11 protein-coding genes are annotated in these 12,393 nt (G+C 60.9%); 6 read left to right on the top strand and 5 right to left on the bottom strand.

Annotation, left to right across the window (positions count from 1 at the left end; all coding sequences use genetic code 11):
• Nucleotides 1-72 precede the first annotated feature (72 nt).
• Nucleotides 73-1,347: a serine--tRNA ligase gene (gene serS / locus J4D99_RS14860; RefSeq protein WP_208132517.1), complete on the bottom strand. Its 1,275-nt coding sequence runs from the start codon at nt 1,345-1,347 to the stop codon at nt 73-75.
• Between the two features lie 442 nt (nt 1,348-1,789).
• On the opposite strand from serS, the gene rho reads away from it, so the two are divergent.
• Together rho and J4D99_RS14870 are read left to right on the top strand one after the other, a co-directional pair.
• Nucleotides 1,790-4,054, top strand: a complete 2,265-nt coding sequence (gene rho / locus J4D99_RS14865) for a transcription termination factor Rho (protein WP_208132518.1) — start codon at nt 1,790-1,792, stop codon at nt 4,052-4,054.
• Nucleotides 4,055-4,143: 89 nt separating this feature from the next.
• Nucleotides 4,144-4,863, top strand: a complete 720-nt coding sequence (locus J4D99_RS14870) for a GAF domain-containing protein (protein WP_208132519.1) — start codon at nt 4,144-4,146, stop codon at nt 4,861-4,863.
• Nucleotides 4,864-4,893: 30 nt separating this feature from the next.
• Here J4D99_RS14870 and J4D99_RS14875 read toward each other — a convergent pair whose 3' ends face one another.
• From J4D99_RS14875 to J4D99_RS14890, 4 genes are all read right to left on the bottom strand, one after another.
• Nucleotides 4,894-5,802: a DUF3667 domain-containing protein gene (locus J4D99_RS14875; RefSeq protein ID WP_208132520.1), complete on the bottom strand. Its 909-nt coding sequence runs from the start codon at nt 5,800-5,802 to the stop codon at nt 4,894-4,896.
• Between the two features lie 96 nt (nt 5,803-5,898).
• On the bottom strand, nt 5,899-6,786 hold the full coding sequence (locus J4D99_RS14880) for a UbiA family prenyltransferase (protein WP_208132521.1): 888 nt from the start codon (nt 6,784-6,786) through the stop codon (nt 5,899-5,901).
• 18 nt (nt 6,787-6,804) lie between these two features.
• Complete coding sequence (locus J4D99_RS14885) at nt 6,805-7,602, bottom strand: class I SAM-dependent methyltransferase (RefSeq protein WP_208132522.1); 798 nt, start codon at nt 7,600-7,602, stop codon at nt 6,805-6,807.
• A gap of 128 nt (nt 7,603-7,730) precedes the next feature.
• A complete protein-coding gene (locus J4D99_RS14890) occupies nt 7,731-8,495 on the bottom strand; it encodes a DUF4197 domain-containing protein (protein ID WP_208132523.1) in 765 nt (254 codons plus the stop codon).
• 840 nt (nt 8,496-9,335) lie between these two features.
• Between J4D99_RS14890 and J4D99_RS14895 the strand changes: the two genes are divergently transcribed.
• The 4 genes from J4D99_RS14895 (at nt 9,336) to J4D99_RS14910 (ending at nt 12,389) form a co-directional block, all read left to right on the top strand.
• A complete protein-coding gene (locus J4D99_RS14895) occupies nt 9,336-10,004 on the top strand; it encodes a hypothetical protein (RefSeq protein ID WP_208132524.1) in 669 nt (222 codons plus the stop codon).
• Nucleotides 10,001-10,294 carry a transcriptional regulator gene (locus J4D99_RS14900; protein WP_208132525.1) on the top strand — a complete coding sequence of 98 codons (294 nt, stop codon included), beginning with the start codon at nt 10,001-10,003 and terminating at the stop codon, nt 10,292-10,294. Before J4D99_RS14895 ends, J4D99_RS14900 begins: the two co-directional genes overlap by 4 nt.
• Before the next feature lie 81 nt (nt 10,295-10,375).
• Nucleotides 10,376-11,989: a DUF4153 domain-containing protein gene (locus tag J4D99_RS14905; protein ID WP_208132526.1), complete on the top strand. Its 1,614-nt coding sequence runs from the start codon at nt 10,376-10,378 to the stop codon at nt 11,987-11,989.
• Nucleotides 11,982-12,389 carry a hypothetical protein gene (locus J4D99_RS14910; RefSeq protein ID WP_208132527.1) on the top strand — a complete coding sequence of 136 codons (408 nt, stop codon included), beginning with the start codon at nt 11,982-11,984 and terminating at the stop codon, nt 12,387-12,389. The genes J4D99_RS14905 and J4D99_RS14910 overlap by 8 nt, the downstream gene beginning before the upstream one ends.
• The last annotated feature ends 4 nt before the right edge of the window (nt 12,390-12,393 follow it).

A 12,393-nucleotide genomic window follows, 5' to 3' on the forward strand; every position in this document is an offset into this window, starting at 1 on the left:
ACTTGCCGGCCCAAAAATAGCGCAGCCCGCCGGGTGCGGCGGGCTGCGCTAGGGGAGGGGGTAGAGCCGCGGCTACCCAATAATATCAAACCCGCAGTAGCTGTGCAGCACCTCGGGCAGCCGGACGCCCTCGGGCGTCTGGTTGTTTTCGAGCAGCGCGGCCACGATGCGCGGCAGGGCCAGCGCCGAGCCGTTGAGGGTGTGCAGTAACTGCGTCTTACCGCCCTCGGCCTTGTAGCGGCACTTGAGGCGGTTGGCCTGGAAAGCCTCGAAATTGCTCACCGACGATACTTCCAGCCAGCGGCCCTGGGCGGCGCTCCATACTTCCAGGTCGTAGGTGAGGGCCGAGGTAAAGCCCATATCGCCACCGCACAGGCGCAGCACGCGGTAGGGCAGCTCCAGCAGCTGCAGCAGCTTCTCCACATGCGCCACCATCGTTTCGTGGGCGGCGTAGGAGTGCTCGGGCTGCGTAATCTGCACAATCTCTACCTTATCGAACTGATGCAGGCGGTTGAGGCCGCGCACATCGGCGCCCCACGAGCCAGCCTCGCGCCGGAAGCAGGGCGTGTAGCCGGTGTTGCGCACGGGCAGCTTGTCCACGGGAATAATTTCGTCGCGGTAGAGGTTGGTAATGGGCACCTCCGAAGTCGGAATCAGGTACAGGTTGTCCTGCGCGTCGTGGTACATCTGGCCTTCTTTATCAGGAAGTTGGCCGGTGCCGTAGCCGCTAGCCTCGTTCACCAGAATGGGCGGCTGCACTTCGGTATAGCCCGCGTCGCGCGCCTGGTCCAGGAAGAAATTGACCAGCGCTCGCTGCAAGCGGGCACCCTGGCCCTTATACACCGGGAAGCCCGCGCCTGTAATTTTGATACCGAGCTCAAAATCAATAATATCGTACTTCTTAATCAGCTCCCAGTGGGGGAGGGCGCCGGCAGCTAACGTCGGCTTGGTGCCGCCCTCGCGCACTACCTCGTTATCCTCGGCCGAGCGGCCAGCGGGCACGCTCTCGTGCGGCACGTTCGGAATTTTATACAGCAGCTGAGTCTGCTGCCTTTCGGTATCGGCCAGCTCGTCGGCGTGGGCCTTAATCTGCGTTTTGAGCTCGGCGGTGCGGATTTTCAGTGCCTCGGCGCCGGCTTTGTCGCCGCTTTTCATCAGGCCGCCAATCTGGCGGGCTAGCTCGTTGGCTTCGGCCTGGGCGGCGTCGTGCTGCGTTTGCAGGGCGCGGCGGCGCTGGTCGAGGTCGAGCACGGCCTGCACATCGGCTTCGGCCGTTTTAAAATTACGTTTGGCAAGGCCGGCCAGCACCCGGGCGGTTTGCTCTTTAAGAACAGAAATTTGCAGCATAATGCAGGCAAAGGTAGTTTTTGGATAATGACGAATGACTAATGCGGAGCGACTAATGTCGTTCGAGCTTAGTTGAGCAGCAGCAGTCATTCCGCATTAATCATTCGTCGCTAGCCCAAACCCATTGGCCATTTGCCCGTAATGGCTTAATATTGCAGCAGCAAGCCGGCCTATGAGGCCGGCCGGGCCAGCCTACTAGGCTAGCCCGCTGCGTAGCTGGCTCAATCAGGTTGCTTTTGGTGGAGCTGCCGGCTGCCCTTCTCACACCTCACTCATTTCCTGCTTGTTGCCTGCCGCTTTGTTGGATGTGTGGCGCTTTGGCGCTTCGTGTTGTTGGTTTCCGGCCTTCGGGGCTGGTTTGGCCTCCTATGGCTAGCTAACTGGTCCTTTCCCTACGTGCACTGCGCTAGCCCCGTTCTGATTTCCCCTCCCTCCCTATAGTATGTATACCCTCAATGAGCTGAAGGACCGGCTGCTGTCCGACCTCAAGGAAATTGCTGAGCAACTGAATGTTGGCAATTTCAAACGCCTCAGCAAACAGGATTTGATTTACAAAATCCTCGACCAGCAGGCCATTATGCCCGCCGACCAGCTACCCGGCAAAAAGCCCGCTACCTCGGCCCCGGCCGCAACTCCCGAAGCCGCTGCCCCCGCTGCCGAGCCAGCAGCGGCCGTAGCTGAAGCGCCGGCTGCTCCTGCCCGCGGGGCGCGCGGTGGTACTGGCCGCCGCCGGCCGGCCGCTTCGGCTGTGGCCGAGCAACCCTTTACCGACGTGGCGGCGCCCGAAGCTACTCCTGCGCCGGCAGCTGAAAGCGTTGTGGAAGAAGAAATTACGCAGCCCACCCGCCTCGAGCGGGTAGAGGCCGATGAGCAGGCCGTAGCCAACGTATCGGTAGCTGCTGAAGAAGCCACCACGCCGCCCGCCGAAACCAACCCTACCCAGGAAACGCACTCGGCCGGCGAAAGCTCCCCGGTGCGCCGCGAGCGCCGCGAGCGCGTGGACCGGGCCGGCCGCCCGCTGCCCCGCCGCGAGCCCGGCCAAGCCAACGCGGCTAGCCCCGACCTCGACGGCGTAAGCACCGAGACCCCGGGCGTTGCCACTGCCGAAACGCCCTCCGTTACGACCGAAACGCCGGCCGATACAACCGCCGACCGCCGCGAGCCGCGCTTCGAGCGCGAGAACCGCGACGGCCGCGAGCCGCGCGAAAACCGCGATAACAACCAACGCCTGGGCCGCAACGACCTGCCGCGCAGCGAGTTTCGCGAAAACCGAGAGCCCCGTGAAGGCGGCAACAACCAGAATCAGAATCGCTATAACAACGACCAGCCCCGCGAGCCGCGCCCGATTAATGGCAACGGCGCCACCGACCAGCCCCGCCTGAGCCGCGAAGAGCGCTATGCGCAGCGCGAAGCCCAGCGCCAGCAACGCCGCGAAGAGCGCCAGCGCCAGGGCCTCGATGGCCAGCCGGCCGGCGAGCAAGGCGCTGCCCCTCAGCAAAATCAGCAAAATAACGGGGCTAGCCAGCCGACCGAAGGCCAGCGCCAGCCGCAACCGCAGCAACAGCAGCGCCCACCCCGCGCCCCCGAGCTCGACCTGGTAGTGCCCGGCTCGGGCACCATGGAACTGATGCCCGACGGCGGATACGGCTTCCTACGCTCGCCCTACTACAATTACCTGACCTCGCCCGACGACATTTACGTGTCGCCGCAGCAGGTGCGCCAGTTTGGCCTCAAGGCCGGCGACACAGTGAACTGCACCATGCGCCCGCCCCGCGAAAACGAGAAGTATTTCGCTCTGGTAAACGTGGATAGCATTAATGGCCGCACGGTGGAAGAAGTTCGTGACCGCGTGCCGTTCAGCCACTTAACGCCGCTGTTTGCCGATGAGAAGCTCAAGCTCTCGACCAAGCCCACGCAGGTGAGCACCCGGGTGCTCGACCTGTTTGCGCCCATCGGCAAGGGCCAGCGTGGCCTTATCGTGGCGCAGCCCAAAACCGGTAAAACGGTACTGCTGCAGGAAATCGCCAATTCGATTTCGGAGAACCACCCCGAGGTCTATCTCATTATCCTGCTAATAGATGAGCGCCCCGAGGAAGTAACGGACATGGCCCGCTCGGTGAAAGCCGAGGTGCTGAGCTCGACCTTCGACGAGACGGCCGACCGCCACGTGAAAATCGCGGAGCTAGCCCTCGACAAGGCCCGTCGCCTTGTCGAGTGCGGCCACGACGTCGTGATTCTGCTCGACTCTATCACGCGCCTGGCGCGGGCCTACAACACGGTGCAGCCCAGCAGCTCGCGCATTCTCTCGGGTGGTATCGACGCCGGAGCCCTGCAAAAACCCAAGCGCTTCTTCGGCGCGGCCCGCAACATCGAAGGCCCTGGCTCGCTCACAATTATCGCCACGGCGCTTATCGAAACCGGCTCGAAGATGGACGAGGTAATCTTCGAAGAGTTCAAAGGCACCGGCAACATGGAATTGCAGCTTGACCGCAAGCTGGCTAATAAGCGCGTGTTCCCGGCCATCGACATTCCGGCCAGCGGCACCCGCCGCGAAGACCTACTGATGAGCCGCGACGAGTTGAGCCGCGTGTGGGTACTGCGCAAATTCATGACCGATATGAGCGCTACCGAGGCTATGGAGTTCCTCAAAGACCGCATGAAGGGCACCCGCGATAACGAAGAATTCCTACTGGCTATGAACGGCTAGCGAAGGCATAATCCTCATCAGTAACGGGCTGAACACTACCTTAGCAAGCGGGTGGGGTTTGGCCCGTTCTTTGTTTTATACATTTTCTGATGGCTGCTGCACTTCCAATATCCGCCGAGCAAGAGGCTGAGCGCCTCCAGGCCTTAAAGCCGTACAAAGCACTTGAGCACCTGCACAATGAGGTATTTGAAGATATAGCCTATCTGACTGCCAGACTTTTTGCCGCACCAATAGCTCAGGTTTCGCTCGTCGATGCCGAGGAAGTAACCTACCCCGGCAACGTGGGCGACCCGAAGCTAGCCAGCCGGCTAGCCCGGCAGGATAGTATTTGTGCTGTGGCAGTGTACAAGCCGGGGGCAACGACCGTTTTTTCAAACTTGCGGGCAAATCCATGCATCTGGATAAGTGAAGAAGCCCAAAAAGATTTTGCCTTTTATGCCAGCCATCCCCTCCAAACGGCCGGGGGCCAGCCCATAGGCTCGCTTTGCGTACTCGACAAAAAGCCGCGCGAATTCACCGCCAATGAGCAGCTCATTTTGCAGCGCCTGGCCGGCATTGCCATGCATTTGCTCGACCTGGAGCTGGTAGCTGCCCCCGAGCAAGCCCCCGCCCTCTGGGATGCCATCAATGCCCGCATTCAGCTTTCGCTGCAGCGCATCGAAACCCTGACGGCCCTAGCGCGCTGGGAAGTATCGCCCGAAACAGCTACGGCGCAGGCTTATCAGGCGTCTATTCACGAAGAGCGCATGCTCATTGTGCAGGATATTGAGTATGAGGTATCGAACGCCTTTGCGCGGTTGCAACAGTAACATCGGAGCGCCGCCTAGCTAGGTTACCAGTTAAGATGCTGCCCAGTAGCAAACCATAAAGAGCACGAATCGATAGGGAACCACAAGCGCGATAAAAAAGCTGAAGCCATACAGTAGGGCCTTGCCCCAGCGCAGCACCGCCGGTTGGCGCGGAAAAGCTCCCCCGAAAAAAGCTGCTACGTAAGCGATGGTGAGTAGCAGCATGGTAGGGCCCACAATGCCATCATTGTTAAGCACAGCTAGCAGCGGGCTCCACAAACGCCCCGACAGGGAAAGCAGCGCCGCTAGGGCATAGAGCAGCAACAGGCCCGCAAACAAGTAGGTGCTCAGCATTATCCACTCGACAAAATAGCGCCGCTGCTGCCAAAACAACAGCCATAGGGGCCCGACCATCAGGGGGATAAATAAGAAAACCAGGCTTTTAGAGTAAGTGTGGGCTAGCTGGTTGAAATGCTCGGTGTAAGTAGCCGCTAGGGTGCCCGTATGCTGAAGGTGGTGCTGCACCAAGCGGTTGGCTAGGGTGCTATAGCCATTCAGCGAATGCGTGTGACTTCCCAACCCCGTTTCGAACGGACTGAAATGCGACACGCTGGCGAGCAGATAAAATAGCAGGTTGGTGATAAGAAATAACTGTACTGGTTGCGCGTGGCGCACCCGGCGGCCCTGTAGCCACTCGGCTGCCAGGAAGCCCGGCCGCCGCACCTGCCACCACAAGTCGCGTAGCACCCGCAGGTCGAAGTGGGTAAGGGTATCGACCGTATGTTCGAGAAAATGCTTGAGGGCATAATCGTGGCGGTGCAGCGTTTTTTCGCCGCAGGCATGGCAATAAGCTCCGGCTAGCTGGGTATAGCAGCTGGCGCAGCTGGGTGCCGCCGCGGCCAAATCCATTTCAGCAAAGCCTGGTATAGTAGCCAGGTCGGGGGTAGAGGTTGCAGCCATCGCAGTGCCAAGTAGGTAGGGTTGGCAAGTTAGGAAACCCAATTCAGTTCTCAGAACCCGGCTGCTGGTGCTGTAGATGACTCGAAGTTGCCTAACTCAACCAAAGAGGTTGCCAAGTACCAGCATGGCAATAAACGCCGCGCTCAGGCACACCGACGATACCTTGTTCATGCGCATAGTCCACTCAAAGTTGGCCAGCGCCGGGTCGTGCCAGGCCAGCCAGGCCCAGCGCGAAAACAGCGCTACCACCGGCCCCGTAGCCACCAAAAAAATGAGCAAGGACCGTAGCTCACCCCGCTGCCAGTAGGTGAGGCCCATGAGCAGCGCGCCGGCCAGCAGCCCGCCCGCTGCAAACACAAACGTGCCCCGGATGCCCAGCCGCAGGCTCAGGGTGCGGTCACCGCGCCGCGCATCTTCCTGGTGCTGATAGATTTGGGTGAGTGGGTAGGAGCCGCACAAAAAGAGCGTGCTCACGAGGGCTAGCTGCAAATTGGTGGGCTCGAAAAGCTGCACCTGACTAGCCCCCACGCCCACCTGCGCCATCAAAAAAGTGAAGGCGCCCTGAAACACCACCACTACCGCCGTGCTCAGCAGCGGGTACTTTTTGAGCCGGATGCCCTCGTAGCTGTACGCCCGCGACACGAGGATATACACCACCACCATTGCCGCAAAAACCCAATTTAGCAGCAGCGAGGCCACCAGCGCCAGCGTCTCAAACAGCCACACCAGGTGCAGCAGCTCGGGCGTGACGGGCGGTGGCACCTTCAGCCCGCCGATACTGCCCTCGTCGCGGTCGTAATACGAGTTGTAGCCATTGGAGGCCGGGTACACCAGCAAATGCAGAATGGCAAACACGGCCGCCGCCCGGCCCCAGCTAAAGGGCTCGCGCAACGCGCTGAGCCCGAACCAGAACACGGGCATCAGAAATAAGGAGAACGGCAGGCGGAGCAGCGCGAATGCTCGGCGGTAGGCGGGCGGCAGCATGGCGCGAAGGTAGGCAGGCTAGCTAGCAGGCACAGTGGGCCAGCCTACCAGGTACGTCACGCGTGGCCCCCACCAGTGGCGCAGCTGCCCGGCCTGCCAGTGGTAGCTTCCCGCTGGGTCGGCGCGCTGGGCCAGGGCTAGCAGCGCCTCGGGTGGGTACATGCGCAGAATGGATACCGAGCCATCCCACATAGTAGCCAGCGGAATGATGGGTAGCAAATACGTGAAAACCAATCGGCTAAGCCGAAGCGGCCGAAAAAACGGCGTGAGCAGCAGCTGCGCCACTGGTAGCACCGTGAGCGCCAGCCCGATTTCGAGCCAGCTTTTAGCCGCGCCCTCAAATACGCCTACGCCCTGCCCGCCAGCCACGGCATCGCGCAGCAAGGCCTCGGCCTGCGGCGGCGCAAAATGATGGAAGGCCGAAAAAATAACCCGAAAGCCCGCTAGCCCCGCCGGCACGGCCAGCGCATCGACGGGCGGCGCGTGGCCCTGAATAGCGCCGGCCGTGCGCCGCGCCACATCGGCCCAGGCGGCGGGCTGGGGGTAGAGGTCGGTGAGGGTGATGGTAGCGTCGGGCACACCCTGCGCGCGCAGGGCGGCCAGCACGGTTTCGGTGCCGCCTCCGGCGCCGGCGCCCAGCTCCAGCAGGTGCGTTTGGTGGGTGTGGCGCAGGGCCTGGGCTAGCAGCGGCGCCACCGGCCGGTAGGTGCCCAGCCACGAAATCATGAAGCGCAGATAGTCCATCATTCCGGCCCGGATGACGGCCGGAAACCACGGCAGGTCCTCAAACTCGAATACTTGTAGGCGCAGCTTCACGGCTGGCAAGTACGGCAGAAACGGCGTGCGGGTAGAGGCTAGCCCCTAAAAAACGATTGCCTGACTGCATGTGCAGTCAGGCAAGTGACTAAATGCAGTAGCGCGAAGCTTCTGCTTCGCGCTACTTTTTATTTCCCGCCGATGCCGAACACCTTCTTCAGCAGCGAGGTGGTGCGGGCCACCGGGTTTTCTCGAATGTCGGCTTCCTCCTGCGCAATGAGCGTGAACAGCCCGTCGACGGCCTTGCCGGTGGCGTACTGGTTGAGGTCGGTTTGCACCGGCGTCACGAGCGGCAGCTTGTTATAAGCCGAGGTCAGGCTGGTGTAGTAGCGCGTGGCCTCTACTTTGTCGAGGCTCTGTTGCATGATGGGCATGAAGGCCGTGGTGAGCTGCGAGGTAGTGGTGCGCTTGAGGTACTGCGTGGCAGCATCCTTCTGGCCGGTGAGAATATTCCACACATCCGTGAACGTCAGCTGCTTGATAGCATTAATGAAAATCGGCTTGGCACTCTTGGCGGCGTCTTCGGCGCCGCGGTTCAACGACAGCTCAAACTTATCGACCTGGCTGCCCAGCCCGATGCTGCGCAACGTAGTAGCCGCCCGCTGCATATCGGGCGGGAAGGGAATGCGGATGAGCTTATTTAAGTAAAATCCATCGGTTTGCGAAGCCTGGTCCGAGCCCTTCGAAATGCCCTGAATAAGTGCCTCCTTCAGGCCGTTGGCCGCCTCCGTATTGGTGAGGCCGCTTACGGCAGTGGTAGTCGTCGTGGTGGTCGTAGTAGTGGTTTTGCTAGGCAGCTTGAAGCCGCCGATGCTGCTGGGTAGCTTAAACTGGGCGTGGGCAGGCAGCGCAAATGCAGCGACTAGCAACGCGGCAAGGGAGTAATTTTTCATGGCAAGCAAAGACAATAAAGAACTGGAAGGAGCAGGCGCCGCCGGAAAGTTCCGGCTCATTTGCCGCACCTAAGCCAAAGCCTGTGCCAGAAAAAGTGCCGCTTTCAGGCTTTGTTCAAAAAGCGCGTCGGCAAAATTGACCCGCTTATCGGGTTGAAAAGGGTATTGCTGTGCTTTTCGGGCCGGTTGGTAGATTACGTAAGCCTAGCCGCTCGTAGCGCTGGCAGCGCTGGGCACCGTAGGCAGCAACTGTAGGGCTGCCGCTAGCCGGCGTGTAGCTAGCCCCGTAGCTACCAACCACGGCAGATTAAGTAGGAAGAGCACTACTAACTGACGACTTATACTTTCCAGGCCGAACTGATTGTAGGCAATAGGCCAGGGCGGAATGGCTAGTGCGGCTACTTGCAATAGGAATACAAGTAAAAACCTAGCTGTCAAAGACCTGCGTGTGCGGGTTTTGCGGATGGCCGCCGCTAGGAAAGGGTAGCGCAGGGCACTGCCCATGAGGGCAATACTAAATGCACCTAGAAAGAGCATGCCAGCAGTTTCGGCGTTGTCGGCTGCTACAGTAGCAAGGGCTTTACCAAGGTGGTTAGCGTAAAATGGCTCTTGCAACACCTGCGCCCTCTGCTGCCAGTACTGATAAAGCATAGAAGGGCCCGCGAAGCAACTCCAAATAGCCAGCCCTACCCACAGGTGCCAGTTAAAATGACGCCACAACAACGTAGCTAGGGGCCGCGACGAAGTTAATTTTTCGGACATAGCCATTTTTTCTTCATACAGACGAATAATTGGTAGCCATTCATTAGCTTTGCATCACAAAGTACTTCACCGCCCCGCATGAAGCCCGCTGCCCAAGACCCGCTCGCCCAGCTTACCGAAATCCGCGCCATTATGGAGCGCAGCTCGCGCTTCCTTTCGCTCAGCGGGCTGAGCGGGGTGGGGGCGGGTGTGGTGGCGCTGGCCGGCACTGCCATTGGGCACTACTACTTGCAACAAGAGTACGGCGAACAAGGCTTCCGCCGGCTGTTTCAGACCTCGGAGGGCGAGCGGCTGGCGGCCTTGCCTTTCTTGTTGGGGCTAGCCATCGCCATGATAGTGGCGGCGCTGCTGGTAGCGGCGTTTTTCACGCTGCGGCGCACCCGGCGCGACGGCCTGCGCTCGATGTGGACTGCCCCGGCCCGGCGCCTGGCCCTGGCTTTGCTCATTCCGTTGGTGGCGGGCGGGTTGTTCAGCCTCAAACTCTTCGTGAGTGGTGCGCCCGAGCTGGTGGTGCCCAGCCTGCTGGTATTTTATGGGCTAGCCTTGCTCAACGGCAGCAAGTATACCCTGGATGAGGTGAAGTACTTGGGTATCACGCTGGTAGTACTGGGGCTTGTGGGCCTGGTACTGCCCGGCTATGGCTTACTGCTCTTCGGGGCGGGCTTTGGCCTGGGTCACATCGGCTACGGCCTGCTGATGTATAATCGTTACGAACGCCCAACCGGGGCGAACTTTACCGCCTCGTGAAGTACGCCATCCACACTCTCAACAAAGCCTTCGACCACCGCGTGCGCCTCGGCGTGATGGCCGTGCTGCTGGCCAACGAGCAGGTGAGCTTCAACGACTTGAAGGAAAGCCTCGACCTCACCGACGGCAACCTGGCCAGCCACGTGGCGGCCCTCGAAAAAGCTGGCTACGTATTAGTAAACAAGCAGTTTATCGGCAAAAAGCCGAACACCACCTACCAAGCCACTGCCGAAGGCAAAGCCGCTTTCCAAGAGCACCTGGCGGCCCTCGAGAAGCTGCTGCGCGGCTAGCCCAGCCTCATCTCCACTAAACAGCCGAGTCAATCGGCTTCTTTTTGCCACTTATACTTTGAACAACAAAGTTCTTTTAAAATGAACCTAACTGCTTTCTGGCCCGCGCGCGCTGTCGCTGATGCCTCACCCGCCTACCGTATTTCGGCCCGGCTGGCTAGCCTGCTGCTCGTGGCTACGGGCCTTAGCGACTACCTGTTCTGGCACGAGCTGGTGGGGTTTAACGGGCTGGTCTACATGGTGTTTCTGGTAGTGGCGCAGCTGTTAGTGCTACCGCGCTACGCGCCGGTGCGGCGCACGGCGGCCTTTTGGGTGGCCGTGGGTGGCTGCCTGGCTAGTGGGGGGCTAGTGGCCTGGTACGGCTCCGATGCAGCCGAGCTGGCGGCGCTGGCCTCGGGCCTGATGTTGGTGGGGGTCGTCAATCAGCCGCAGCTGCGGCTGGTGAGCTCGGCGGTGGGCACGGCCGTGGCGGGCATACTGCCCGCGGTGGCGCTGGTGCTGGGCAGCCTGCGCGTGCCCGAGGGGCTGGGCGGGCGGCTGCGGCGCGGCTGGTACTACGGCCGCCTGCTGGGGTTGCCGCTGCTGGCGCTGGTGGTATTTCAGGTACTATTTACCTATGCCAACCCGCGCTATGCGGCGCTGAGTATGCAGCTATGGGATGCGCTGGGCGAGGGGCTAGCCCGGCTGCTAGAAGCCGTTTCGATACCGCACCTGCTGTTTCTACTGTTATGTGGGGTAGGGGCGGTGGGCACGCTGGTGGCGGTGCCCGTGCATTTTTTCCTCGACCACGAGTCGCGCTTCGGCGAGTTTGTGCGGCGGCAGCGCGATGGCGTGGCCTCGTTTGCGGTGCGGCGGCCCAATTTTTCATATTCCGACCGCGGTGCGCTAGCCCTGCGCAAGGAGTGGCTGGCGGCCGTGGCGAGCATTGGTCTGCTCAATGCCATGCTGCTAGTAGTGAACGTTGTGGACGTGCGCTGGCTGTGGTTTGGCTTTCGGGCGGCGCCGGGCTTCGACCTCACGCAGTTTGTGCATGAGGGCACCTACGTGCTGATTCTCAGTATCCTGCTGGCAGCGGGCATTATGCTGTGGTTTTTCCGGCGCAATCTCAATTTCTACAAGCCGGGCCTGCCGCTGCTGCGCTGGGGCGCCACGCTGTGGGTGCTGCAAAATGCAGTGCTGGCCGTGTCGGTAGGCCTGCGCAATTACTACTACATCGAGGCTACCGAGCTGGCGTACAAGCGCATTGGGGTGTATGGCTTCCTGCTGCTCACGCTGTTTGGGCTGGCCACGGTGCTGCTCAAAATCTGGCAGCGGCGCTCGGCCTTCAGCTTGGTGCGGCTCAACTCGTGGGCGGCCTACGCGCTGCTGCTGGGGCTAGCGGCTGGCAACTGGGAAATCTGGATTGCGCGCTACAACCTGCAGCCTCGCTTCACGCGCCTCAACATCGGCTTTTTGCTCACCATGCCGCCGCGCGTGCTGCCGGTGCTGGCCGCCCGCGAGGGGCTCATCGACCAAGCCAAAGAGCTGGTGGAGGAAGGCGACGACGGCTATTTCCACGCCACTACCCGCCAGGCGGCCCACAAGAAGCTGCACGCCCGGCTAGCCGAGTTTCGGGCCGAATACCCCGAGCGCCATTGGCAGAGCCGCACCGGCGCAAGCGAACAGGCTTATCAGCAGCTCACCAGCCATGACTAATCCATTCCTCAAACCCCATTCCGTGGGCGAGTGGCTGCGCAGTAGCCTCTGCTGGACGGGTACCTGCCTGGGCAGCTTGCTGCTGGGTTGGTTCGTGCTCCCTGCTGTGCTGCCAGTAGCCCTCGGCAACCTCATAATTTCCAATATGCCTCCGGGTGTTTTAGTGGCGCACGTGCTGATTTGGCGGCACGCCGTAATGGGTGGCCGGGCAATAATCCGGCACGACGAAGCGCACTACGACCTTTCGCTCACTCGGGTGGCGGCCCATCTGTGGCTGATTGTCCTCATGCTCTTTCAGTTGGCCTGCCTGTTGACGCCGATTATTCTGCTAGGGTTATTAGGATTCAGCATGTGGGGTGCGCCATCGTCTCCTCCCTCGGGTGAGCCATTTTTTGGTTGATTAG

Source organism: Hymenobacter sp. BT559, assembly GCF_017571525.1.
Taxonomy (GTDB): domain Bacteria; phylum Bacteroidota; class Bacteroidia; order Cytophagales; family Hymenobacteraceae; genus Hymenobacter; species Hymenobacter ginsengisoli.

Bases quoted from the DNA above. Each gene is read 5' to 3' on its own strand.
- J4D99_RS14910 (WP_208132527.1), top strand. From the start codon at position 11,982: ATGACTAATCCATTCCTCAAACCCCATTCCGTGGGCGAGTGGCTGCGC.
- J4D99_RS14875 (WP_208132520.1), bottom strand. From the start codon at position 5,802: ATGGCTGCAACCTCTACCCCCGACCTGGCTACTATACCAGGCTTTGCT.
- rho (WP_208132518.1), top strand. From the start codon at position 1,790: ATGTATACCCTCAATGAGCTGAAGGACCGGCTGCTGTCCGACCTCAAG.
- J4D99_RS14905 (WP_208132526.1), top strand. From the start codon at position 10,376: ATGAACCTAACTGCTTTCTGGCCCGCGCGCGCTGTCGCTGATGCCTCA.
- J4D99_RS14890 (WP_208132523.1), bottom strand. From the start codon at position 8,495: ATGAAAAATTACTCCCTTGCCGCGTTGCTAGTCGCTGCATTTGCGCTG.
- J4D99_RS14880 (WP_208132521.1), bottom strand. From the start codon at position 6,786: ATGCTGCCGCCCGCCTACCGCCGAGCATTCGCGCTGCTCCGCCTGCCG.
- J4D99_RS14870 (WP_208132519.1), top strand. From the start codon at position 4,144: ATGGCTGCTGCACTTCCAATATCCGCCGAGCAAGAGGCTGAGCGCCTC.
- J4D99_RS14895 (WP_208132524.1), top strand. From the start codon at position 9,336: ATGAAGCCCGCTGCCCAAGACCCGCTCGCCCAGCTTACCGAAATCCGC.
- serS (WP_208132517.1), bottom strand. From the start codon at position 1,347: ATGCTGCAAATTTCTGTTCTTAAAGAGCAAACCGCCCGGGTGCTGGCC.